This is a genomic window from Streptomyces sp. NPDC014861 (assembly GCF_043081625.1).
Taxonomy (GTDB): Bacteria; Actinomycetota; Actinomycetes; order Streptomycetales; family Streptomycetaceae; genus Streptomyces.
Genome location: NZ_JBIBWV010000013.1, coordinates 1 through 22063, shown reverse-complemented (window position 1 = coordinate 22063; position 22063 = coordinate 1). Strand labels below are relative to the sequence as shown.

21 protein-coding genes and 1 riboswitch are annotated in these 22063 nt (G+C 72.0%); of the genes, 6 read left to right on the top strand and 15 right to left on the bottom strand.

Annotated elements, in window-relative coordinates; genetic code table 11:
• Nucleotides 1–15 precede the first annotated feature (15 nt).
• Nucleotides 16–633 (bottom strand): Clp protease N-terminal domain-containing protein, encoded by a 618-nt coding sequence (locus tag ACF1BN_RS23940; protein ID WP_392333630.1) that lies wholly within the window; start codon nucleotides 631–633, stop codon nucleotides 16–18.
• A gap of 195 nt (nucleotides 634–828) precedes the next feature.
• On the opposite strand from ACF1BN_RS23940, the gene ACF1BN_RS23935 reads away from it, so the two are divergent.
• Nucleotides 829–1050 (top strand): hypothetical protein, encoded by a 222-nt coding sequence (locus tag ACF1BN_RS23935; protein WP_392333629.1) that lies wholly within the window; start codon nucleotides 829–831, stop codon nucleotides 1048–1050.
• Between the two features lie 70 nt (nucleotides 1051–1120).
• Complete coding sequence (locus tag ACF1BN_RS23930; RefSeq protein WP_376597855.1) at nucleotides 1121–1549, top strand: SRPBCC family protein; 429 nt, start codon at nucleotides 1121–1123, stop codon at nucleotides 1547–1549.
• Between the two features lie 92 nt (nucleotides 1550–1641).
• Here the strand turns inward: ACF1BN_RS23930 and ACF1BN_RS23925 are convergent, their stop codons facing one another.
• Nucleotides 1642–2283 carry a PadR family transcriptional regulator gene (locus ACF1BN_RS23925; RefSeq protein WP_392333628.1) on the bottom strand — a complete coding sequence of 214 codons (642 nt, stop codon included), beginning with the start codon at nucleotides 2281–2283 and terminating at the stop codon, nucleotides 1642–1644.
• A gap of 174 nt (nucleotides 2284–2457) precedes the next feature.
• On the opposite strand from ACF1BN_RS23925, the gene ACF1BN_RS23920 reads away from it, so the two are divergent.
• Nucleotides 2458–3267: a PhzF family phenazine biosynthesis protein gene (locus ACF1BN_RS23920; RefSeq protein ID WP_392333627.1), complete on the top strand. Its 810-nt coding sequence runs from the start codon at nucleotides 2458–2460 to the stop codon at nucleotides 3265–3267.
• Between the two features lie 74 nt (nucleotides 3268–3341).
• Here ACF1BN_RS23920 and ACF1BN_RS23915 read toward each other — a convergent pair whose 3' ends face one another.
• Nucleotides 3342–4082: a CPBP family intramembrane glutamic endopeptidase gene (locus ACF1BN_RS23915; protein ID WP_392333771.1), complete on the bottom strand. Its 741-nt coding sequence runs from the start codon at nucleotides 4080–4082 to the stop codon at nucleotides 3342–3344.
• 168 nt (nucleotides 4083–4250) lie between these two features.
• Nucleotides 4251–5756, bottom strand: coding sequence for a glutamate-cysteine ligase family protein (locus ACF1BN_RS23910; protein ID WP_392333626.1), 1506 nt, complete (start codon nucleotides 5754–5756; stop codon nucleotides 4251–4253).
• 510 nt (nucleotides 5757–6266) lie between these two features.
• On the opposite strand from ACF1BN_RS23910, the gene ACF1BN_RS23905 reads away from it, so the two are divergent.
• Both ACF1BN_RS23905 and ACF1BN_RS23900 read left to right on the top strand, forming a co-directional pair.
• Complete coding sequence (locus tag ACF1BN_RS23905) at nucleotides 6267–6857, top strand: hypothetical protein (RefSeq protein ID WP_392333770.1); 591 nt, start codon at nucleotides 6267–6269, stop codon at nucleotides 6855–6857.
• Between the two features lie 330 nt (nucleotides 6858–7187).
• On the top strand, nucleotides 7188–7394 hold the full coding sequence (locus ACF1BN_RS23900) for a DUF5999 family protein (protein ID WP_189849263.1): 207 nt from the start codon (nucleotides 7188–7190) through the stop codon (nucleotides 7392–7394).
• A gap of 69 nt (nucleotides 7395–7463) precedes the next feature.
• Here ACF1BN_RS23900 and gcvP read toward each other — a convergent pair whose 3' ends face one another.
• Complete coding sequence (gcvP, locus tag ACF1BN_RS23895) at nucleotides 7464–10349, bottom strand: aminomethyl-transferring glycine dehydrogenase (RefSeq protein WP_392333625.1); 2886 nt, start codon at nucleotides 10347–10349, stop codon at nucleotides 7464–7466.
• A gap of 179 nt (nucleotides 10350–10528) precedes the next feature.
• A riboswitch (glycine riboswitch) is annotated at nucleotides 10529–10628 on the bottom strand.
• Nucleotides 10629–10741: 113 nt separating this feature from the next.
• Between gcvP and ACF1BN_RS23890 the strand changes: the two genes are divergently transcribed.
• Nucleotides 10742–11113: a PRC-barrel domain-containing protein gene (locus tag ACF1BN_RS23890; protein ID WP_392333624.1), complete on the top strand. Its 372-nt coding sequence runs from the start codon at nucleotides 10742–10744 to the stop codon at nucleotides 11111–11113.
• 411 nt (nucleotides 11114–11524) lie between these two features.
• Here ACF1BN_RS23890 and ACF1BN_RS23885 read toward each other — a convergent pair whose 3' ends face one another.
• From ACF1BN_RS23885 to ACF1BN_RS23840, 10 genes are all read right to left on the bottom strand, one after another.
• The gene (locus ACF1BN_RS23885; RefSeq protein ID WP_392333623.1) at nucleotides 11525–13012 is read right to left on the bottom strand and encodes a DNA polymerase IV; all 1488 of its coding nucleotides are present in this window, start codon (nucleotides 13010–13012) and stop codon (nucleotides 11525–11527) included.
• Between the two features lie 142 nt (nucleotides 13013–13154).
• Nucleotides 13155–13796: a MerR family transcriptional regulator gene (locus ACF1BN_RS23880; protein WP_392333622.1), complete on the bottom strand. Its 642-nt coding sequence runs from the start codon at nucleotides 13794–13796 to the stop codon at nucleotides 13155–13157.
• A gap of 212 nt (nucleotides 13797–14008) precedes the next feature.
• A complete protein-coding gene (locus tag ACF1BN_RS23875; RefSeq protein ID WP_030492457.1) occupies nucleotides 14009–14476 on the bottom strand; it encodes a bifunctional nuclease family protein in 468 nt (155 codons plus the stop codon).
• A 90-nt stretch (nucleotides 14477–14566) separates the two neighbouring features.
• The gene (locus ACF1BN_RS23870; protein WP_392333621.1) at nucleotides 14567–15325 is read right to left on the bottom strand and encodes a MerR family transcriptional regulator; all 759 of its coding nucleotides are present in this window, start codon (nucleotides 15323–15325) and stop codon (nucleotides 14567–14569) included.
• A gap of 33 nt (nucleotides 15326–15358) precedes the next feature.
• Nucleotides 15359–16294 carry an FHA domain-containing protein gene (locus tag ACF1BN_RS23865; RefSeq protein ID WP_392333769.1) on the bottom strand — a complete coding sequence of 312 codons (936 nt, stop codon included), beginning with the start codon at nucleotides 16292–16294 and terminating at the stop codon, nucleotides 15359–15361.
• Between the two features lie 81 nt (nucleotides 16295–16375).
• Nucleotides 16376–17296, bottom strand: coding sequence for a DUF881 domain-containing protein (locus tag ACF1BN_RS23860; RefSeq protein WP_392333620.1), 921 nt, complete (start codon nucleotides 17294–17296; stop codon nucleotides 16376–16378).
• Between the two features lie 5 nt (nucleotides 17297–17301).
• The gene (locus ACF1BN_RS23855; RefSeq protein WP_030492461.1) at nucleotides 17302–17634 is read right to left on the bottom strand and encodes a small basic family protein; all 333 of its coding nucleotides are present in this window, start codon (nucleotides 17632–17634) and stop codon (nucleotides 17302–17304) included.
• On the bottom strand, nucleotides 17631–18560 hold the full coding sequence (locus tag ACF1BN_RS23850; RefSeq protein ID WP_392333619.1) for a DUF881 domain-containing protein: 930 nt from the start codon (nucleotides 18558–18560) through the stop codon (nucleotides 17631–17633). Before ACF1BN_RS23850 ends, ACF1BN_RS23855 begins: the two co-directional genes overlap by 4 nt.
• A gap of 100 nt (nucleotides 18561–18660) precedes the next feature.
• Nucleotides 18661–21156, bottom strand: coding sequence for a sugar phosphate nucleotidyltransferase (locus tag ACF1BN_RS23845; RefSeq protein WP_392333618.1), 2496 nt, complete (start codon nucleotides 21154–21156; stop codon nucleotides 18661–18663).
• A 116-nt stretch (nucleotides 21157–21272) separates the two neighbouring features.
• Complete coding sequence (locus ACF1BN_RS23840; protein ID WP_376605335.1) at nucleotides 21273–21881, bottom strand: CDP-alcohol phosphatidyltransferase family protein; 609 nt, start codon at nucleotides 21879–21881, stop codon at nucleotides 21273–21275.
• Nucleotides 21882–22063: the final 182 nt, after the last annotated feature.

The window sequence follows — 22063 nt, the reverse complement described above, 5'->3', positions numbered from 1 at the left end:
TCCCCGGGGCGGAATTCAGTGCTCCGCGCCCCCCGGCGCCCCGGTGCCGGCCTGCCCCGCCGGGTCCCCGTCGAGGAGGCCCGCGCCGTGCGGCGCGAGGACGGAGGCGAGCGCGACGGCCCGGGCGCCCAGCACCGGCGGGTCGATCCCGGCGTGCCGCAGCACCTCGCCGGCCCGGCTGCCGGGGTCGGCGGCAAGTCCCGCCAGCAGATCGAGGCCGCGCGGCTGCTCCTCGCCCCGGGCGGCGGCGCGGCGCAGCGCCTCCTCCAGGGCGGCCGCGGCCGCCGGGGACCAGCGGGAGGTGCGGCGCCGCGTCCCCTCGCCGGCCCGGACGGCGGGCAGCGGGAGCGCGGCTCCCCCGCCCTCGCCGGACCTCTGCCAGCGGAGCCCGTACCCGATCGAACGCTGGACCAGGTAGCCGAGGACCCGGGCGACCCTCGGTTCGCCGTCGAAGGCGGCGCGGGTCTCGGGGTCGGACTCGACGAGGGCGTGGAGCAGGTGGGCGGTGTCCACCTGGCGGTCGCCGTCGCGCAGGGCCCGGCGGCGGGCGGCCCCGAGCACGGTGGCGAGCAGCGTCGCGTGTCCGGCGGGGGCCGGGGGCGGGGTGGGGCGCGAAGGGACGGGAGGGTGCACCCTCCCACCTCACCAGGCGCGCCCGCGCAGGACATCCCACGGGAGAACCATGTCCGCGTCCCACCCGAGTCGTGCACCCGTGCTCGGCTCGTCCTCCTCCGGGAGGATATCCGGACGATTTCCCGTACGGGGCGCGCGCCGTCTTGCCTCGCGCCCGGAGCGCAACCATGTGCCGGGGCCGAGCGTCTCTTCTGTGTGTTCTGGATGGTGGGCCTGGCCGCGCGTGACGGCCGGCAGTTCGTGTACCGGGTGTACGCACCCCGGGAGGCGCTGCCGGGCGATCTGTTCTGGGCCGCGTTCCACCGGCACGAGGAGGACGGCGGCCCGCGCGTCCCGGACGTCTTCGACGCCGCCGAGATCTGGTGGATCGGCGGTACGGACCCGACCGCCGCAGAACTGACGGTTCATCAGTATTGAATGTTCACGCCCCTCCGGCTACGTTCCGCGACACCAGAACCGAGCGGGCACGCGTGAAGGGGTGGTCGTCATGGCCGAAGTCACCGCGGAGGCACGGATCGAGGCACCGGCCGGGAAGGTGTGGGAACGCCTCACCGACTTCGGTTCGTACGGCGAGTGGAACGCCACCCACACCAGCTTCCCGAACGGCGGCCCCGAGCACCTGGCCGCCGGCTCCACCTTCACCGAGAACATGAAGCTCATGGGTTTCCCCGCCGAGGTGCTGTGGACCGTCGAGGAGCTGGAGGACGGCCGGGTCCTCGCCATCCGCGGCAAGGGCCCGATGGGCGTGATCGTCGGCACCCGCTACTCGCTCGCCGACGAGGGCGGGGCGACCACGGTGCGGATCGACGGCGACTTCACCGGGGCGGCGGTCTCGCTGATGGCCGGGAAGCTGAAGGACTCCGCGACGGCGGCGCTCAACGAGTCGCTGCGCAAGCTCGCCGGCCTGGTCGGCTGAGCGTCCGGGACGCGCCGGCCGGGCGTCCGGGACACCCGGAGGGGGCCCCGGTGGCATGTGCCACCGGGGCCCCCTCCGTGCCGTCACCGGCGTCAGTCCTCGTCAGCGAGGATCAGGTACAGCTTCTTCCGGGCCTCGTTGATGACCCCGACGGCCTTCTGCCGCTGCTCGGCGCTGCCGGTCTTCCAGACCTGCCCGAACGCCTCCATCAGGCCGAAACCGGCCTGCCGGACCTCGTTCATCGCCTCCCAGTCGACACCCCGGCCGACCTCCTCCCAGGGGGCCTCGGCTCCCGCCTCGGCCTCCTCGCGCCCGGTGTCGGTCAGCGAGAAGAGCTTCTTGCCGCCCTCGCTCGCGCTGACGATCAGCCCCTCGTCCTCCAGCAGCTGGAGGGTCGGGTAGACCGAGCCGGGGCTGGGCTTCCAGGCCCCGCCGCTGCGCTCGCCGATCTCCTGGATCATCTCGTAGCCGTGCATCGGGCGGTCCTTGAGCAGCGCCAGGATCGAGGCGCGCACGTCACCGCGCCGCGCCCTCCCCCGGCCTCCGCCGCGGCCGCGCCCGAAGGGCCCGCCTCCGAAGCCGGGACCGCCGCCGAAGCCGGGACCGAAGGGCCCGAAGGCGGCACGCCGTCCCTCGAATTCGCCCCGCGGTCCGGGCCCGCGGTTCCCGCGCCCGGCACCGGGGCCGTGTCCGTGGCCGAACTCGTGTCCGTGGTCGTGTCCATGTGAACGCATCACAACGCTCCTTCCGTGAGTGCCAATCGTCGAACTGTCGCGATGCTTCAACGATATATCGGAACTGTTCGGTGAGCAACCCACCGACTGCCACGGCCCTCGCACGCGCTCCGAGGCCGCCGATCCCGGATTGGCCTTGGCCGGGCGCCACCGCCCGCCGGTACGGTCCGGAGCATGCGCATCCGAATCGTCGACGCCTTCACCGACCGGCCCTTCTCGGGCAACCCCGCCGGAGTCCTCCTCCTCGACTCCTTCCCGGACGACGCCTGGCTCCGCGCGGTCGCCTCCGAGGTCAACCTCTCCGAGACCGCGTTCGCCCACCCGCTGCCCGCCGGCGGCGACGCCGACTGGGCGCTGCGCTGGTTCACCCCGACCACCGAGGTCGACATGTGCGGCCACGCCACCCTCGCCACCGCCCACGTCCTGCACACCACCGGCGCGGCCACCGGCCCGGTCCGCTTCGCCACCCGTTCGGGCGTCCTCGGCGCCGTCACCGAACCGGACGGCGGCATCACCATGGACTTCCCGACCTCCTCGCTCACCCCGGTCCCGGTCCCCGACGGCCTGGCGCAGGCGCTCGGCGCCGAGGTCCTGGCCGTCCACGACACCGCCGCCCACGTCGGCGATCTGGTCGTCGAACTGCGCGACGAGGCCACCGTCCGCGGCCTCGCCCCCGACCACGCCGCCCTCAAGGCCCACTCGTCCCGCGGCGTGATCGCGACCGCGCCCGCCGCCGACCCCGACGGGGGCTACGACTTCGTCTCGCGCGGCTTCTTCCCCTCCGTCGGCATCGCCGAGGACCCGGTCACCGGCAGCGCCCACACCGCGCTCGCCCCCTACTGGTCGGCCCGCCTCGGCCGCGACGAGCTCACCGGCTTCCAGGGCGGAGCCCGTACGGGCCTGGTCCGCACCCGCCTGCGCGGCGACCGCACCCTCCTGACCGGCCACGCGGTGACGGTCATCGAGGGCGAGCTGCGCGCCTGACGCGGGCGGCCTCCCCCCGGTACGACGAAGGGGCGTACGGCACCGGTGCCGTACGCCCCTTCCACTCACCCCGCTCACACGGTGGGCAGCCAGTCCACCTTCCCCGCCAGCAGCCCGTACCCGACGAAGGCCACGATGTCGAGCAGCGCGTGGGCGACCACCAGCGGTCCCACCCGGCCCCAGCGCCGGTAGAGCAGCACGAAGACGACGCCCATCACCATGTTCCCGACGAAGCCGCCGATGCCCTGGTAGAGGTGGTACGAGCCCCGCAGCACCGAGCTCGCCACCAGCGCGGCCATCGGCGACCAGCCCAACTGGCCGAGGCGGCGCAGCAGGTAGCCCACGACGATGACCTCCTCCAGGACGGAGTTCTGGATCGCCGAGAGGATCAGGACGGGGTACTTCCACCACACGTCCGGCAGCGACTCGGGCACGACCGTCAGGTTGAAGCCCGACGCCTGCGCCACGAGGTAGAAGGCGAGGCCGGCACTGCCGATGCCGGCGGCCACCAGCGTCCCGCGCCCGAGGTCCGGCCACGGCCGGGTGCGGTCGAAGCCGATGGCCCTGAGCCCGGCCCCCTCCCGCAGGAGCAGGTGTGCCACGAGCACCACCGGGACGAGGGCCGTGGCGATGCCGAAGAGCTGCCAGGTCAGGTCGAGCCAGGGGCGTCCGGGGGCGTACGACCCGTTGAGGTTGGCGGCCTGCTCCTTGAGCGCGCCGGGCCGGGTCAGCGAGCCGATGAAGCTGATGAGTGAGGAGACCGCGCTCGCCCCGAGCGAGAGGGCGAGCACGATGAGCGTCTCGGAGCCCAGCATCCGCCGCGAGAGCCCGCCCGGGGCCGCGTCCACGACCCGTTGTTCCGACACCACGCCCGACTCCCGTTCCCGTCGCGACCGCCTCGGGGACCGGCCTCGGTCCCCCGTACGACGATCATCCGCGACGGCACGCCGGGAGCGCCATCCAGGTCCCCGTCCGGCGTCGCCTCAGGCGCCCTCCGCGCCCACCGCCCAGGTGTGCACCGGCTCCCCCTCCAGCATCAGCTCGCGGTACCGGCGGGTCGTCGCCGCCAGCGCCGCCTCCCGGTCGAGGCCGGACTCCAGGGCCCGGTGGAAGGTGTCGGCCTGCCAGGACGCGCCGTTGACCCTCCGCTGGCACCGCTGCTCTATGACGCCCAGATAGAAGTCGCGGTCCGCCGGGTCGATGTGCCAGGCGTCGAGCCCCGCCGCGGCCAGCGGCAGCAGTTCGTCGAGGACGAGGCGCACGGCGGGCACGACCGCCGTCCCGCCCGCGCGGCCCGGCCGGGGCCAGCGCAGCTCCGCCTCGATGCCGTGGCGGCACGCGGTGTCGAAGTTGGCCTCGGCGTCCTCGAACGCCATCCGCTTCCACACCGGGCGCGGGTCGTCGGCGAGCGAGCGGACGAGCCCGTAGTAGAAGGCGGCGTTGGCGAGGACGTCGGTGACGGTGGGGCCGGCGGGCAGGACGCGGTTCTCCACGCGCAGGTGCGGGACGCCGTCCACCCAGCCGTAGACCGGCCGGTTCCAGCGGTAGACGGTGCCGTTGTGCAGGACCAGTTCCTTGAGCTGCGGCACCCCGCCCTCGTCCAGGACCCGCAGCGGGTCCTCCTCGTCGCAGAGCGGCAGCAGCGAGGGGAAGTAGCGCACGTTCTCCTCGAAGAGGTCGTACACCGAGTCCACCCACCGCTCGCCGAACCAGGTGCGCGGCCGCACCCCCTGCGACTGGAGCTCGGGCGGGCGGGTGTCGGTGGCCTGCTGGAAGAGCGGCGGGCGGGACTCGCGCCACACCTCGCGGCCGAAGACGAAGGGCGAGTTGGCGCCCAGGGCTATCTGCACGCCGGCGGCGGCCTGGGCCGCGTTCCACACCGAGGAGAAGCGCGCCGGGGTGACCTGGAGGTGCAGCTGCACCGAGGTGCAGGCGGCCTCCGCGATGATCGACTCCGAGGTGTGCCGGAGCCGTTCGACGCCCTGGATGTCGAGGGTGATCTGCTCTCCGCGCGCGGTGAGGATCTGGTCGTTGAGCAGGGCGTAGCGGTCGGCCGCGGAAAGGTTCTCGAAGACGAGCTCGCGCTGCGACAGGGTCGGCAGTATGCCGATCATGACGACCCCCGCGTCGACTTCGGCCGCCTTGCGGTCGGCATATCCCAGACCGGTTCTCAGCTCTTCCGCGAGCCGGTCGAATACGTGGCCTCCGAGCCGCCTCGGAGCGATGTTGACTTCCAGGTTGAACATTCCGAGTTCGGTCTGGAAATCGGCGCTCGCGATCTTTTCCAGGACGGCGTCGTTCAACATCCGGGGGAGTCCGTCGGAACCTGTGAGATTGAGTTCGATCTCGACGCCCATGAGGTTGCGGGGACGGTCGAACCGCTGCTCCGCGAGGAGCCGGGCGAGCCCCGCCAGACACTGCTGGAGCTTGCGCCGGTAGCGCTGCCGGTCGGCCGGGCCGAACCCGTCCGTCGCGACCTTCTCCCCCATCGAGGCGTCCCTCCCGCGTGGCGGCCCGGGCGGGCCGCGCGTACGGACGATGATGCCCACGCCACTGATCGACAACGCCTGCGTTTCCGGCCGCTCCGCGGATAGTCTGGTACGAACCTGCCGCCGCGCGCACGGCCCTCCACCTTCGGAGCGGCTGACGACATATACCACTGTCATATTGCTCTTCCGGTGTCGGCGGCATGACTTTCGGAATTCTGACGTCCGGCTTGCCGGGGAATGCGAGGACGGAGATCCTGTCTTCGCTCCGATTCGGCTCCGCGGTCCGCCGCGAACGACCTGATGACGCCTTGCCAGGAATATCGGCGGCGTCTAGCGGAAACACTCTGTGAACACGTGTCGTATAAACTCCGCGGACGAGGCAGAGCGCCGGCGACGGCCATGACCCATGGCCCCCCGCTCCGCCCCCGCCGCCGACAGCGCCGTCGCACCCGTCCCCCGGCCGTGCGTTCCCGTATCCCCGTGTCTCCTGAGCGAGAGGCGACCCACACGATGCTCCGACCCTCCCCGGCCCCCGCGCCCGCCCTCCGCAGCGTCCTCGCGGCACTCGGCTCGCCCACGGCCGTACGCGAGGCCCGCACCCCGGCACTGCGTGCCGCGCCGGGCCCGCTGAGTCCCGAACTCCCGCTGCCCGTCCACGTGCTGAGGATCTCCGAGGCACCGGGGCAGGCGCCCGGCACCCGGCTCGTCGGCTGGCGCTTCCTGATCCGGAGCGGGGACCGGGCGATCGCCGCCGCGGACACCATGCTCACCCCGGACGGCTGGTCCTTCTCGCACTTCTTCGAGGGGCCGTACGTCGCCGCCACGGAGCGGGCCCTGGGCCAGGCCGAGGCGCTGCCGGGCACGTACCAGCCGCGGCTGCTCTCGGTGCCGGAGCTGTACATGCTGACGCTGTGGCTGCACGCCGAGCCGGATCCGGACGGCACCGAACCGGCGGCGGAGGACGCCGACGTGCTCGTGCCGCTCGCCCCGGCTCCGCCCGGGATCACCGCCAACCGCCCCTACCCGGTGGCCGATCTGCTGCCCGTGCTCAGCACCCGGCTCGCGCCGCCGCCGCTGCTCGGCTCCGCGGCACCCGCCTGATCCGCACCGCGCGCACCGCCCCGTGACCCGCTCGGGTCACGGGGCGCACTGCTGTCCGGAAACCACGCCCGAACATCGCCGCCGAACACCCCTCCCGTACGGACTAGCCCGCTCGGGCCATCCCTAACCACCCGAAAGAGCTGGGGCGTTGACCTGAACCGCCCCTGCGGGTGATGCGTCTTCCCAGGAGAGGACGAGCTGACCCGAAATACCTGCGGAAGACCCTCCGTGGGGCAACACTGGGGACCGGAACCGAACCGACCGACGGGGGCGGCCGTGAGCGCGAAGAGCCGCAGGACATCCACCACGACGCAGCGAAAGAACCCACCCATGTGCCAGCACCAGCCTGCCTGTCCCACCGCCGATTCCGCCGACCGTGAGGCCGCCCACCCTGTGGCGTGCCATCCGGAGCAGGGCTGGAGCCTGCTGTGCAACGGTGTCCTGCTCTTCGAGGACACCGGCGAACTGCTGCCGGACGGACAGATCATCGCTCCGCACCGGCCGCTGACGACGGGCCGGGTGACGACGGCGGCCTGACAGCCGCTCGGGCACGGCCGAGGGCCGGCCCGGAGGAGACTCCGGACCGGCCCTCGGTCATAACTGCCGTCAGTGGTCGTACTCGTCCAGCGGCGGGCAGGAGCAGACCAGGTTCCGGTCGCCGAAAGCGCCGTCGATGCGACGGACCGGCGGCCAGTACTTGTCGGCGGCCGAGACACCGGCGGGGAAGACCGCCGTGTCACGGTCGTAGGCGTGGTTCCACTCGCCGCCGAGCGCCGCCGCGGTGTGCGGGGCGTTGGCCAGCGGGTTGTCCTCGGCGGGCCACTCGCCGGAGGCGACCTTCTCGATCTCGGCGCGGATCGCGATCATCGTGTCGCAGAAGCGGTCCAGCTCGGCCAGGTCCTCGGACTCGGTCGGCTCGATCATCAGCGTGCCGGCGACCGGGAAGGACATGGTCGGCGCGTGGAAGCCGTAGTCGATGAGGCGCTTGGCGATGTCGTCGACGGAGACGCCGGTGGCCTTGGTGAGCGGGCGCAGGTCCACGATGCACTCGTGGGCGACGAGCCCGGCCGGGCCGGTGTAGAGGACCGGGTAGTGCGGCTCCAGGCGCTTGGCGATGTAGTTCGCCGCGAGGACGGCGACCTGGGTGGCGCGCGTGAGGCCCTCGCCGCCCATCAGGCGGACGTAGGTCCAGGAGATGGGCAGGATGCCGGCGGAGCCCCACGGGGCGGCCGAGATCGGGCCGACGCCGGTCTCCGGGCCCGCGGTGGGCTGGAGCGGGTGGTTCGGCAGGTACGGGGCGAGGTGGGCGCGGACGCCGACCGGGCCGACGCCGGGGCCGCCGCCGCCGTGCGGGATGCAGAAGGTCTTGTGCAGGTTGAGGTGCGAGACGTCGCCGCCGAAGTGGCCCGGCTTGGCGAGGCCGACCAGGGCGTTGAGGTTGGCGCCGTCGACGTACACCTGGCCGCCGGCCTCGTGGACCTCGGCGCAGATGTCGGCGACGTGCTCCTCGAAGACGCCGTGCGTCGACGGGTAGGTGATCATCAGCACCGAGAGCTCGTCACGGTGCTGCGCGATCTTGGCGCGCAGGTCCTCGACGTCGACCTCGCCGTCCTCGGCGGTCTTCACGACGACGACCTTCATGCCGGCCATCACCGCGGAGGCGGCGTTGGTGCCGTGCGCGGAGGACGGGATGAGACAGACGGTGCGCTGCTCGTCGCCGTTGGCGCGGTGGTAGGCGCGGACCGCGAGGAGGCCGGCCAGCTCGCCCTGCGAACCGGCGTTGGGCTGGATCGAGACCTTGTCGTAGCCGGTGACCTCGGCCAGGCGCTCCTCCAGCTCGGTGATGAGCGTGACGTAGCCCTGGGCCTGGTCGATCGGCGCGAAGGGGTGGATCTGGCCGAACTCGGGCCAGGTCACCGGCTCCATCTCGGTGGTCGCGTTCAGCTTCATGGTGCAGGAGCCGAGCGGGATCATGCCGCGGTCGAGCGCGTAGTCGCGGTCCGAGAGGCGGCGCAGGTAGCGCAGCATCGAGGTCTCGGAGCGGTGCGCGTGGAAGACCGGGTGGGTCAGGTACGCGTCGGAGCGCAGCAGTCCGGCCGGGAGGCCGTCCTCGGTGGCGGCGTCCAGGGCCTCCACGTCGGCCTCGACGCCGAAGGCGCCCCAGACGGCGGCGAGCTGGGCGCGGCCGGTGGTCTCGTCGCAGGACATCGAGACGCGGTCGGCGTCCACGCGGTACAGGTTGACGCCGGCCTCGCGGGCGGCGGCGACGACGGCGTCGGCGCGGCCGGGCACGCGGGCGGTGAGCGTGTCGAAGAACGCGCCCTGGGTGAGCTCGACGCCCCCGGCGGTCAGGCCGGAGGCGAGGATCGCCGCGTACCGGTGGGTGCGCTGGGCGATCTGCCGGAGACCGTCGGGACCGTGGTACACGGCGTACATGCCGGCCATGACGGCGAGGAGCACTTGGGCGGTGCAGATGTTGCTGGTGGCCTTCTCGCGGCGGATGTGCTGCTCGCGGGTCTGGAGCGCGAGGCGGTACGCCTTGTTCCCGTCGGCGTCGACGGAGACTCCGACGAGGCGGCCGGGGAGGGAGCGGGCGTGCTTGTCCTGGACGGCCATGTAGCCGGCGTGCGGACCGCCGAAGCCCATCGGCACGCCGAAGCGCTGGGTGGTGCCGACGGCGATGTCGGCGCCGAGCGAGCCGGGCGACACGAGCAGGGTGAGGGCGAGCAGGTCGGCGGCGACGGTCACGATCGCGCCGAGTTCGTGGGCGGCGTCGATCAGCGGCTTGATGTCACGGACGGCGCCGGAGGCACCGGGGTACTGGATCAGGACGCCGAAGACACCGCGCTCGGCGACCTCCGCCGGGATGCCCTCGCCCAGGTCGGCGACGACGACCTCGACGCCGGTCGGCTCGGCGCGGGTCTCGATGACGGCGATGGTCTGCGGCAGGGCGTCGGCGTCGACCAGGAAGACGCCGTTCTTGACCTTGCCGACGCGGCGGGAGAGCGACATGGCCTCGGCGGCCGCGGTGCCCTCGTCGAGCAGGGAGGCGCCGGAGGTGGGCAGACCGGTCAGGTCGGCGACCATCGTCTGGAAGTTGAGCAGCGCCTCCAGGCGGCCCTGCGAGATCTCCGGCTGGTAGGGCGTGTACGCCGTGTACCAGGCCGGGTTCTCCATGACGTTGCGCAGGACGACCGGCGGGGTGAAGGTGCCGTGGTAGCCGAGGCCGATCATCGGGGCGAGGACCTCGTTGCGGTCGGCGAGCCGGCGCAGCTCGGCCAGGACCTCGGCCTCGGTGCGGGCGCCGGGGAGGTCCAGCGCCTCGGCGTTCTTGATGACGTCCGGCACCGCGGCGGCGGTCAGCTCGTCGAGGGAGCCGTAGCCGACCTGGGCGAGCATCTTGGCCCGCGCCTCGGCGTCGGGTCCGATGTGCCGCTGCTCGAAGGGGATGCCCTGCTCGAGCTCGGAGAGCGGGGTGCGGTTGGCGGTCATGATGCGGGGGCCTCCTGGTCGTCACGACCTGCGAGGGGCACCACGGCGCGGGTGCCCGGACGGCCTCCCCCTCTGTCATCTCAACCTGAGAGCTTCACCGGCACGCCCGTGGGCACGCCGGCTTTCACCGTCGGTGAGAGCGGATGCCGTCGGACTCCCGCCCTGCTTTCCAGAGTGACCTCGCCCGCGCGGTACCGGGTGCCTGAGAGATTCCGGGGAGGATTTGCTCCTTCGGCGCCCCCGGAAACCTTCTCCGGAGGACTCTCCCGCACGGTGTCGACAGCCACAGCCAGCCTACCAGCGCGCTTGTCGCCCCCATCGCTCAAGTGGCCGACATCTCGGATGTGCACTTTCGTAGGGGTGTGGAGCAGTTGCGACCAGTTGGAGGGACCGTGCAGACCGACATCGATCCGCGCAGCCTGATCGGCCGCAAGGCGTACGACCGGAACGGGCACAAGATCGGAACCGTGGACGAGGTGTACCTGGACGACGCGACCGGCGTACCCGAGTGGGCCGCCGTCCGCACCGGGCTGTTCAGCCGGGACGCCTTCGTCCCGCTGGAGCCCAGCGAGCTGGCCGACGACGGCCTGCACATCCCGTTCGAGCGTTCCCTGATCAAGGACGCGCCGGACTTCGGCGTGGGCCGCCACCTCTCCCCCGAGCAGGAGCTCCAGCTCTACCGCCACTACGAGCTGGCGCTCCCGCCCGCACCGGAGGCGATCCCCGACTTCGGCCGCCTCGCCGGCCAGGACGACGCCGCCTAGCCGCGCCCCTCCCCCGCCACCACCGGACAAGCCCTCGGGCCGCCCCCAGCCGGTCCGCCCGGCTCGGGGCTCGGGGCTCGGGCCGATGTCGAGCCGAGGTCGAGCGGGACACGAGCCGAGGTCCAGCCGAATCGGGCCGAGGTCGGCTCGGCCCGCACGCGGACCGCTCGGACCGGACGGCTGCCCGCCCACCCGGCCGAACTCGGGCCGGCTGCCCCGGTCCCCACGCCCCCGCCGAGGACCGAACGGCCCCCACAACCTCCCGAGCACCGCGCAGGACCCCCGCCCGGCCGCACACCCTCATCGGGCCCCTCACACCGGCCCGGGCCGGTACCGCCCGTACCCGAGCGAACCCGCCGGACGCCTCCCCAGCGTCCGCCTCACCAGGTCACCCGGTCACCCGGTGACCGGTCACCCGCCCAACGGCGCGACCCTGGCGGCGCCCTCCGCCCCCGTCGCCCCGCCGGGCACCAGCGGCAGCGGATCGGACGGTTCCAGCTCCGGGTCGTCCACCGCGAAGGTCCGCACCCGCCCCGGCACGGTGCTGCCGGGCTCCTCGAAACGGACGGTGACCCGCCCGAGCCCGCTGCCCTGCACCCAGCCGGCACCCAGCACCGCGTGCCGTACGTCGTTCCCCGGCGCCCACCGGCGTTCGACGGCCTCCGCCGCCGTCCCCGGCACGGACACGGCCTCCACCGCTCCCTCCTCCCCGGCCCCCGCCGGCCCGGCGGCTCCCCCGACCACCGCGCTCCCGATCTCCGCCTCTGCCCCGGCGCCGGCCTCGGCCACGGCCTCCGCCGCCGCTCCCGCTCCCGCTTCGGCCTCCGCCTCCGCCTGGGCGAACAGGTCCTCCTGCGTGTAGTCGGCGAGCCCGCTCACCCCGACCCCCAGCAGCCGCACCCCACCCGTGGTGTCGACCAGTTCGAGCAGCCGCTCCGCCGCCTCCCGCACCACCAGGGGATCGTCCGTCGGCCCCCGCAGGGTCTCGGACCGGGTCAGCGTCGAGAAGTCGAAGCGGCGCACCTTCAGGACGATCGTCCGCCCCGAGTGTCCCGACCCCCGCAGTCGCGCCACGCACCGCTCGGCCAGCCGCTCCACCTCCAGCCGGATCCGCAGCCGGTCGTGCAGGTCGATGTCGAAGGTGTCCTCGACCGAGACCGATTTGGCGTCCCGCTCGGCCACCACGGGCCGGTCGTCGTGCCCGAGCGCCATCCGGTACAGCGAGGCCCCGTGGGACCGCCCCAGGATCCGCACGAGTTCGTCCTCCCCCGCCTCCACCAGGTCGGCGACCGTCGTGATCCCGGCCCGCCGCAGATGGTCGCCGGTGGCCGGCCCCACCCCGGGGATGATCCGCACCGACCGGGGCGCGAGCAGCACCCGCTCGGTGCCCGGCTCGTACAGGACCAGCCCGTCAGGCTTCGCCTCCTCCGAGGCGATCTTCGCGAGCATCTTCGACCCGGCGAGCCCCACCGACCCGGTCAGTCCCGTCGTCGCCAGGATCTCGGCCCGCAGCCGCTCCCCCACGGCCCGCGCGCCCGCGCTGTCCTCCGCCAGCCCGCCGGCCTCCAGGTCCACGAACGCCTCGTCGAGGCTGAGCGGCTCCACCAGCGGCGACAGCCGCCCCAGAAGCTCCATGACCTGCCCGCTGATCGCCCGGTAGAAGGCGAAGCGCGGCACGAGATACGCGGCGTTGGGCACGAGCCGCCGCGCCTGTCCCATCGGCATGGCCGAGTGCACCCCGAAGCGCCGCGCCTCGTACGACGCCGTGGCGACCACCCCGCGCGGCCCGAGCCCGCCGACCACGACCGGCTTGCCGCGCAGGCTCGGCTTCGACGCCTGCTCGGCGGCGGCGAAGAAGGCATCCATGTCCAGATGCAGGATCGTGGGGGCGGCTCTCACGTCTCCGATGCTGCCTCACGTCACTGACAATCGCCCGTACGGGCGACAGGACCATACAAACGCCGGGAGCACCCGCGCGGAGGACCGCGCCGGAGACGCACCCGGGGAGGGGACCCGCCGGGACCGGGTCCCGGGAGAGGCCTCAGACGGCCCGGTCGCGCCGCCGCCGGGCCAGTTCGTCCTGCGGGTTGTGCCGGACCAGCGTCTCGCCGGTGTCCACGCGCTCCCCGTGCAGCTGCGACAGCGCCGACTCGACGTCGCGCCAGACGACACCCACCGCGATGCCGAAGACGCCCTGTCCGCCCTGGAGCAGGGAGACCACCTCGTCGGGCGAGGAGCACTCGTAGACGGTCGCCCCGTCGCTCATCAGCGTCATCCGCTCCAGGTCGCGGAAACCGCGGGCGCGCAGGTGCTGCACGGCGGCCCGGATGTTCTGGAGGGCGACGCCCGTGTCGAGGAACCGCTTGACGATCTTCAGGACGACGACGTCGCGGAAGCTGTAGAGCCGCTGCGTCCCGGAGCCGTAAGCGGGCCGCACGCTCGGCTCGACGAGCCCGGTGCGCGCCCAGTAGTCCAACTGGCGGTAGGTGATGCCGGCGGCCGCGCAGGCCGTGGGCCCCCGGTAGCCGATCGCCTCGTCCGCCACTCCGGCGCCCGTCTCCGTCTCGAAGCCGCCCCCACTGCCGTGGTCGAGGTCGCCCGCACTCCCGTGAAGCGGATACGGACCGCTCTCCTCGGACACGCGTCCGAGCGAGCTCCCTGCCGTACCGTCCGCGCTGCTCATCACGCCGACCCTCCGTCCTTGACCTGCCCACTCGAAGGTAGGCAGTCGCTAGGGGTGCGTCAACGATCGCCACACTCGGCACGCCGAGTGATAATCACCCAGAGAGTGGTTTCACGTGCCCCACTCCGGGGAAAGGCTACTCGAATGCGCCGACAGCGCTCTCCGGCCGCCCCGTTCGCGGCCTCATCGAACCGGCGCCCGGGACCGACCGGTCACTGGCTCCCGAAGTCCTCCGGCGAGATCTGGTCGAGGAACTCGCGGAACTTCTCCACCTCGTCCTCCTGCTCGTCGGGGATCGCGATGCCGGCGTCGTCGAGGACACCGTCGCTGCCGAAGATCGGCGAACCGGTCCGCAGGGCCAGGGCTATGGCGTCGGACGGCCGCGCGCTCACCTCCACGCCGCTGGCGAAGACCAGCTCGGCGTAGAACACGCCGTCCCGCAGATCGGTGATGCGCACCTGGGTCAGCTCCTGCCCCACGGCCTCCAGCACGTCCTTGAACAGGTCGTGCGTCAGCGGCCGGGGCGGGGCCATGCCCTGCTGGGCGAAGGCGATCGCGGTCGCCTCGCCGGGTCCGATCCAGATGGGAAGGTACCGGTCGCCTCCCACCTCGCGCAGGAGAACGATCGGCTGGTTGGAGGGCATTTCCACCCGGACACCCACAACGTCGAGCTCGTTCACACAGCAACCCTAGGACGTGCCCGACCGGTTTGGATAGTCGGGCCCCCGCTCAGCACCCCCGCGCCCCCGCACGGGAGGCACGGGAGAGCGTCACTGGAGGCGGATCCCGAGGGCCGTCTGCACCAGCGCGGCGTGCAGCCGCACCGACAGCTGCGCCAGCTCTGCGGCGGTCTCCTCGGCGTGGGCCCTGGTCTGCGGATTGCGGTGCCGGCGCAGCGGCGCCACCACCTGCCCGATCAGCCCGGCCTCCCGGTCCGCGGACGCCTTCACGGCCCGCAGATGCCGGGGTTCGAGCCCGAACCGCCCCAGATCGGCGACGATCCGGGCCACGTTCACGCTCTCCGCGTCGTAGCCGCCGCCCTCGCTCTCGCCGATCAGGCCGTACGACTCCCACTGCACCAGATCGACCTCGGTGACCCCGGCCGCGGCGACCAGCTCGGCCCGGCCCAGGCGCGTGCCGGTCGGACGCTCGGCCGCCTCGGCGTCCGAGGGCACGTCGAGCAGCCCGTCCAGCAGATCACGGCGCCGCCCGGGCGCGGGAAGGGCCACCTGCTCGCCGCGGGCGAGGGCGTCGAGGTGCTCGCGGATGACCTTCAGCGGAAGATAGTGGTCCCGCTGCATCCGCAGGACCGCGGCCAGCCGCTCCACGTCCTGCGGGCTGAACTTCCGGTACCCGGAGGCCGTACGCCGGGGCTCGACGAGCCCCTCGGCCTCCAGGAAGCGGATCTTGGAGATCGTCACTTCGGGGAACTCGTCCCGCAGCTGGTTCAGCACGGTGCCGATACTCACCAGCCGGCCGCCCGCGGTGGCGGTGCCGGAACCGGCACCGCCCGTCGGTGTTCGCACCATGGACCTTTCCTGAGGATCTCCGCCAGGCGTGTGTCAGACGCCTCGCTGGCTCGCGTAGAAGACCAGCCGGTACTTGCCGATCTGCACCTCGTCGCCGTTGTTGAGCACCACGACCGAGTCGATCGGCTCACGGTTGAGGTAGGTGCCGTTGAGGCTGCCGACGTCGGAGACGGTGAACCGTCCGTCCTGGCCCCGGCGGAACTCGACGTGCCTCCGGGAGACCGTGACGTCGTCCAGGAAGATGTCGCTCTGCGGGTGACGGCCGGCCGTCGTCAGCTCGCCGTCCAGGAGGAAGCGGCTGCCCGAGTTCGGACCGCGGCGCACCACCAGGAGCGCCGAGCCCGGCGGCAGCGCCTCGACGGCCGCGAGGGCCTCGGGGGACAGCGCCGGGATCGCGATCTGACCGGTGGTCTCCGCGTCGTACGCCTCCAGACCCGAGATCGAGATCGTCGACGTCGTCTCGGAGGGACGCTCGGCGGCGATCCCGCCCCGCAGCGGCGTGCCGCAGTGGGAGCAGAAACGGCTGTCCGCCGTGTTGCGGTGACCGCACCTCGTACACACCGGCATGGACGCGTCCTCCTGCCGCGGCTGCCCCGCGGAGGTCTGGGTCGCGTACGGATCGGGGTTGAACCCTCCACCCGTACTTGAGGTTGATGGTTCACCGAAACCTATGCGCGCGGCACCGGTGTGGTCAACAGACGACGCGCCCTGCGCGCCCGGAATGTCGCCACCGACCTCGTCACGGAAGAGCGGGCGCTCGCCGCCCTGCTCCTCGCTCTGGGCATGGCGCGGCGCGCGGTGCCTGGCGTTGCCGCCGTCCTCGCGTGCGCTCCTGCCGAACAACTTCGCAAACAACTTCACGGGCGATTCCCCTTGACCGAAACAGACCCGCCCGTGGGGCAGGACGAACCGAGATCCATCACACCTGCCGACCCGGACACCTTCACAACGTCCGTATCCTCCGGACAGTTTCCACCACGCACCACCGTTGTGGTGCGCCGACCCCCCGCAACGCTCCAGCCCATGTCGCGGGACCCCTCGCCCCCTCTCTCACGGGGAGGACGACCGAGCGTAGTCAGGCTGCTTCGCGGGTCGCAAGGCGTCGACGACGATCTTCGCCGACCGCTCCACCGTGGCCGTGGCCTGCTCCTTCTCGAGGGTCTGGACGACTCCACCGGGGATGTTGAGCGCGGGCTCCAGATCCTCGGGCTTGCCGATGACCTTGAAGACGTACGGAGCGGTCACCTGCGTTCCATCGATCCGCATGTCTTCGCCGCCACCGGTGAAATACGTGTTGGCCACCACCCGCACCCCGTCGACCTGGATCGCCTCGGCACCGGCCGCGCGCAGCTCCTGGATGGCGTCGAGCAGCATGTCGGACTCGACCGCGCCGACCGGGTCGGTCACGGTCAGCGTGATCCCGGGCCCCTCGGCGGCCACCGTGCCGGCCAGGATCCCGAGCTGCCGCTCCTTCTCCTGCGTCTGCCGGCGGGCCTCCTCGGCCTGGTCCGAGCTGGACTCCAGCTCCGAGCGCTGCTTCTCCAGCCGCGCCTTCTCGTCCTCCAGCCGCTGGGTCCGGTCGTCGAGCTCGTCGAGGATCCGTACCAGGTCCTCCTGCCGCGCCCCGCGCAGAGCGCTGCCCTCGCTGGTCGAGGAGACCTGGATGGCGAGACCGAAACCGAGACAGGCCAGCAGCAGGGCCACGACGAGCTGCGCGCGCGTCACCCGCGGCGGCCACAGGGCGTCCGCCAGGCGCCGACGCCCGTCGGGCCCGCCCCCGGTGCCACCGGGGGCCTCCGGGGAGGGCACAGCCCCCTCGGGAGCGCTCTCACCGCTCTCCGCGGACGGGGGCACGGGTACGGCCGCGGGCAACTCGGCCGGGACCTCCCGGGCCGGGTGCGCCAGCGGCGCGTCCGGGGCCTTCGGCTCCTCGCCGCCCGGCTCGGGCTTCTCGTTCGGGTTCACACTCATCGGCCTCACGCCCGGAAGACATGGCGGCGGATCGCGGCCGCGTTGGAGAAGATCCGGATGCCGAGCACGACCACGACACCGGTGGAGAGCTGCGCGCCGACACCGAGCTTGTCGCCGAGGAAGACGATCAGCGCGGCCACGACCACGTTGGAGAGGAAGGAGACGACGAAGACCTTGTCGACGAAGATCCCGTCGAGCATGGCCCGCAGGCCGCCGAAGACCGCGTCGAGGGCGGCGACCACGGCGATCGGGAGATAGGGCTCGACGACCGCCGGGATCTCGGGCCGGACCAGCAGTCCCGCCACGACTCCGACGATCAGGCCCAGTACGGCGATCACGATGTTGCCTTCCCCTTGTCGGCCGTGGCCCGGCCGGACGGCGTCGCCGCCCCGGCCCCCCTCGGCTCAGCTGTACGTACGATCAGGCTCGGCGCCGCCGGCAGGCTCAGCGCGCCCTCGACCGAGAGGCTGCTGCGGATCCCGAAGTTCTCCACCAGCGCGTGCAGGTACTGCCCGTCGGCGCTGTCCTGGAACGCGGTGCCGAGCCCCTGCCCGTCCCCGACCGCGAGCACGGTGTACGGCGGCACGAGGGGGCGGTTGTCGACGAGTATGGCGTCGCCGGCGGCCCGGATCGCGGAGAGCGCGGTCAGCCGCTGGCCGTTGATCGACACGGCCTCCGCGCCCGACTCCCACAGCCCGTTGACCACCCGCTGCATGTCTCGGTCGCGCACCCGCCCGGTGTCGGAGAAGCCGGCGCTCTCGCGCGGCCCGCCTCCCCCGCCGTCGGAACCCTTGGCGTCGTCGACGACGAGCTTCACCCCGGGGCCCTGCACCGGGGTGGCGCCGGAGAGCAGCGCGACCAGTTCTCCCTGGTCACCGCCATGCTCCTGGAGCGCGGCCCGCTGCCGGTCGCCGACCTCGGCGCGGATCCGCTCCACGTCCCGCTCCAGCCCGTCGGCCGCCTCGTTCTCGCCCTCGATCCGGTCGATGAGCTCCTGGCGCTCCTTGGCGACGACGGGAGCCGACACCCTCGCCTCGGCCGCGCCGACGGTCACCACCGCGGCGGCCAGGACCAGACCGGCCGCCAGCCCGAGCTTCGCCCGCAGCGGCTTCGGCAGGGTTCCGCCCTCGGCCCGGCGCCGGGCGGTCGCCTCCGCGTACCCGTCGTCCAGCGCGTGGTCCATGACGTTGTTCAGCAGCGACATCGACGCGTCCGGGCGCGGGGGCGGAGAACCGGTGCTCCGAACGGGGGGCTGCTGCGACATGCCGCACATCGTCGCACGTCGCACGTCCTACCGCCGAATGGCCCCACGAGAGGCCGGGCGGCTCCGTCCCTCGGCCGCCCGGCCTCCGCCCGTCATCCGGTCAGCGACCTGCGCTCTCGACCACCTGCGTCCACTCGTCGAGCAGGGCCTGCGCGGAGGTGTCGTCGGGCCCCTCCGCCCACAGATGGGTGACGGCCTCCGCCGGGTCCGGCAGCACCATCACCCACCGTCCGTCGGTCTCCACCACCCGCACGCCGTCGGTGGTGTCCACCGACCTGCTGCCGGCCGCCTCGACCACCCGTCGCATCACGAGCCCCTTCACGGCCCACGGCGTCGCGACGTCCCGCTTGATGACGTGCGCCCGCGGGATCCGCGCGTCGATCTGGCTGAGCGTGAGCTGCGTCCGCGCCACCAGTCCGATGAGCCGCACGAACGCAGCGGCGCCGTCGAAGACGCTGCTGAACTCGGGCACGATGAACCCGCCGCGCCCGTCGCCGCCGAAGATCGTCGACTCCTGCCGGCCGACCCGGGTGAGGTCGTCGGGCGAGGTGGTCGTCCACTCGACCTGGGTGCCGTGGTACGCCGCCACCTGCTCGGCGATACGGGTCGTGGTGACCGGCAGCGCGACCCGCCCGGACCTGCGCTCGGCCGCCACCAGATCGAGCATCACCAGCAGCGCCCGGTCGTCCTCGATGATCCGGCCCCGCTCGTCGACCAGCGACAGCCGCTCGCCCACCGGGTCGAAGCGCACACCGAACGCGGCCCGGGCCGACGCCACGATCTCACCGAGCCGGACGAGCCCGGCCCGCCGCCGCTCGGCGGACTCCGTCGGCCGCGACTCGTCCAGTCCGGGATTGATGGTCAGCGAGTCGACCTGGAGCCGCCCGAGCAGGCTCGGCAGAACGAGCCCCGCACTGCCGTTGGAGGCGTCCACGACCACCTTGAGCCCGGCCTCCGCGACCCCGCCGGTGTCGACGTTCCGCAGCAGGGAGCCGGTGTACGAGTCGAAGACGCTCGCCGGGAAGGACAGGTCCCCGATCTCTCCGGGGAAGGCCCGCCGGTACTCCTGCCGCGCGTACACCCGGTCGAGCTTGCGCTGTCTGGCCTGCGACAGGTCCGCGCCCCGCTCGTCGAAGAACATGATGTCGACGGAGTCCGGCACACCGGGCGAGGTGCGCACCATGATCCCGCCGGCGCTGCCCCGCGCCGTCTGCTGCCGGGCGACCGGGAGCGGCACGTTCTCCAGGTCCCGCACGTCGATGGCGCTGGCCTGGAGCGCGGAGATCACGGCCCGCTTCAGAGCTCGCGCACCGCGCGAGTGGTCACGGGCGGTGGTGACGGTGGCGCCCTTCTTCAGCGTCGTCGCGTACGCCCCCGCGAGCCGGACGGCCAGCTCGGGCGTGATCTCGACATTGAGGATCCCGGACACCCCGCGTGCCCCGAAGAGGTGGGCCTGGCCTCGGGACTCCCAGATCACCGAGGTGTTGACGAACGCACCGGCCTCGATGGTCTTGAACGGGTAGACCCGTACGTTCCCCTGCACAATCGATTCCTCACCGATCATGCACTCGTCGCCGATGACGGCGCCGTCCTCGATCCGGGCCGCCCGCATGACGTCGGTGTTCTTGCCGATGACACAGCCGCGGAGATTGCTCTGCTGCCCGATGTAGACGTTGTCGTGGACGACCGCCTTGTGGAGGAAGGCTCCGGACTTGACGACCACGTTGGAGCCGATGACCGTGTGTTCCCGGATCTCGGCGCCGGCCTCGACCTTGGCGTAGTCACCGATGAACAGGGGTCCGCGCAGCACCGCGTCGGGGTGCACCTCCGCGCCTTCGGCGACCCAGACGCCGGGGGAGATCTCGAAGCCGTCGATGTCGACCTGGACCTTGCCCTCGAGCACGTCGGCCTGTGCCTTGACGTAGCTCTCGTGGGTGCCGACGTCCTCCCAGTAGCCCTCGGCGACATAGCCGTAGATCGGCTTGCCTTCCTTCATCAGCTGCGGGAAGACGTCACCGGACCAGTCGACCGGGACGTCGGCCTCGACGTAGTCGAACACCTCGGGCTCCATGACGTAGATGCCCGTGTTCACGGTGTCCGAGAAGACCTGTCCCCAGGTCGGCTTCTCCAGAAAGCGCTCGACCTGTCCTTCCTCGTCGACGATCGTGATGCCGAATTCCAGCGGATTGGGCACACGCGTCAGACAGACGGTGACGAGGGCGCCCTTCTCCTTGTGGAACCGGATCAGGTCGGTGAGGTCGAAATCGGTGAGGGCATCCCCCGAGATCACGAGGAAGGCGTCGTCCTTCAACGCTTCCTCGGCGTTCTTCACACTGCCCGCTGTGCCAAGAGGCTTCTCCTCGTTGGCGTACGTGAGCTCCATCCCGAGCTCCTCGCCGTCGCCGAAGTAGTTCCGGACGAGGGATGCGAGGAATTGGACGGTGACCACGGTCTCGTTGAGACCGTGCCTCTTGAGCAGTCGTAGGACGTGCTCCATGATCGGCCGGTTCACCACCGGCAGAAGAGGCTTGGGCATGCTCGAGGTCATGGGGCGAAGTCGTGTTCCTTCGCCACCGGCCATCACGACGGCCTTCATGTCGGAAGCGTCCTCCTTGAAGAGACGACGGTCCTGCCGACCGAACCTGTCCGCTTACTTGCCCTCGGACGTCCTCGTTCCTGCCGGCGACGTTGCACGGCACGGGACGGACGGGCTCAATCGGCCTCGGTATCCGCCTTCACGAGTCGACGGACCTGGACCACGTAGAGGATCCCTGCCCACCAATACAGAGTTGTACCCCATCCGGCGAAAGCCCATCCGAAAACTTCAGCGAGTGACGCCAGCCAACCGGTTCCGTCACTGAGAAGCAGCAGCGGGAAGGCGTACATCAGGTTGAAAGTCGCAGCTTTCCCGAGGAAGTTCACCTGTGGCGGCGGGTAGCCGTGCCGGCGGAGGATTCCCACCATGACCAGCAGCATGACTTCACGCGCCAGGAGGACGGCGGTCAGCCAGAGCGGCAGGATCTCACGCCAGGTGAGGCCCACGAGGGTGGACAGGATGTACAGCCGGTCGGCGGCGGGATCCAGCAGCCGGCCGAGGCTGCTGATCTGGTTCCACTTCCGCGCGAGCTTGCCGTCGAGATAGTCGCTGACACCGCTGAGCATCAGGACGAGCAGCGCCCAGACGTCGCTGTTGGGCCCGCCGAACTCCGGCCGGAGGATGAGCCACAGGAACAGCGGCACGCCGAGAAGACGCGCCATGCTGAGAATGTTGGGGATGGTGAGGACCCGGTCCGTCTGGACCTCGGTCTCCTGGACCTCCACCCGAGGGCCTCCTGCTGAGAACGGTACTGACGGGTTGACCCTTGACCTTACCTCCCGCCCGCTCCCCTTCCCGACCCGGGTCGCGCCGAACGCAGAAAAGCCCCGCACCATAAGGTGCGGGGCTTTCCCACAATGATTGTTCGGCGGTGTCCTACTCTCCCACAGGGTCCCCCCTGCAGTAC

Bases quoted from the DNA above. Each gene is read 5' to 3' on its own strand.
- ACF1BN_RS23930 (WP_376597855.1), top strand. From the start codon at position 1,121: ATGGCCGAAGTCACCGCGGAGGCACGGATCGAGGCACCGGCCGGGAAG.
- ACF1BN_RS23925 (WP_392333628.1), bottom strand. From the start codon at position 2,283: ATGCGTTCACATGGACACGACCACGGACACGAGTTCGGCCACGGACAC.
- ACF1BN_RS23920 (WP_392333627.1), top strand. From the start codon at position 2,458: ATGCGCATCCGAATCGTCGACGCCTTCACCGACCGGCCCTTCTCGGGC.
- ACF1BN_RS23915 (WP_392333771.1), bottom strand. From the start codon at position 4,082: ATGCTGGGCTCCGAGACGCTCATCGTGCTCGCCCTCTCGCTCGGGGCG.
- ACF1BN_RS23910 (WP_392333626.1), bottom strand. From the start codon at position 5,756: ATGGGGGAGAAGGTCGCGACGGACGGGTTCGGCCCGGCCGACCGGCAG.
- ACF1BN_RS23905 (WP_392333770.1), top strand. From the start codon at position 6,267: ATGCTCCGACCCTCCCCGGCCCCCGCGCCCGCCCTCCGCAGCGTCCTC.
- ACF1BN_RS23900 (WP_189849263.1), top strand. From the start codon at position 7,188: ATGTGCCAGCACCAGCCTGCCTGTCCCACCGCCGATTCCGCCGACCGT.
- gcvP (WP_392333625.1), bottom strand. From the start codon at position 10,349: ATGACCGCCAACCGCACCCCGCTCTCCGAGCTCGAGCAGGGCATCCCC.
- ACF1BN_RS23880 (WP_392333622.1), bottom strand. From the start codon at position 13,796: ATGAGCAGCGCGGACGGTACGGCAGGGAGCTCGCTCGGACGCGTGTCC.
- ACF1BN_RS23870 (WP_392333621.1), bottom strand. From the start codon at position 15,325: ATGGTGCGAACACCGACGGGCGGTGCCGGTTCCGGCACCGCCACCGCG.
- ACF1BN_RS23860 (WP_392333620.1), bottom strand. From the start codon at position 17,296: ATGAGTGTGAACCCGAACGAGAAGCCCGAGCCGGGCGGCGAGGAGCCG.
- ACF1BN_RS23850 (WP_392333619.1), bottom strand. From the start codon at position 18,560: ATGTCGCAGCAGCCCCCCGTTCGGAGCACCGGTTCTCCGCCCCCGCGC.
- ACF1BN_RS23845 (WP_392333618.1), bottom strand. From the start codon at position 21,156: ATGAAGGCCGTCGTGATGGCCGGTGGCGAAGGAACACGACTTCGCCCC.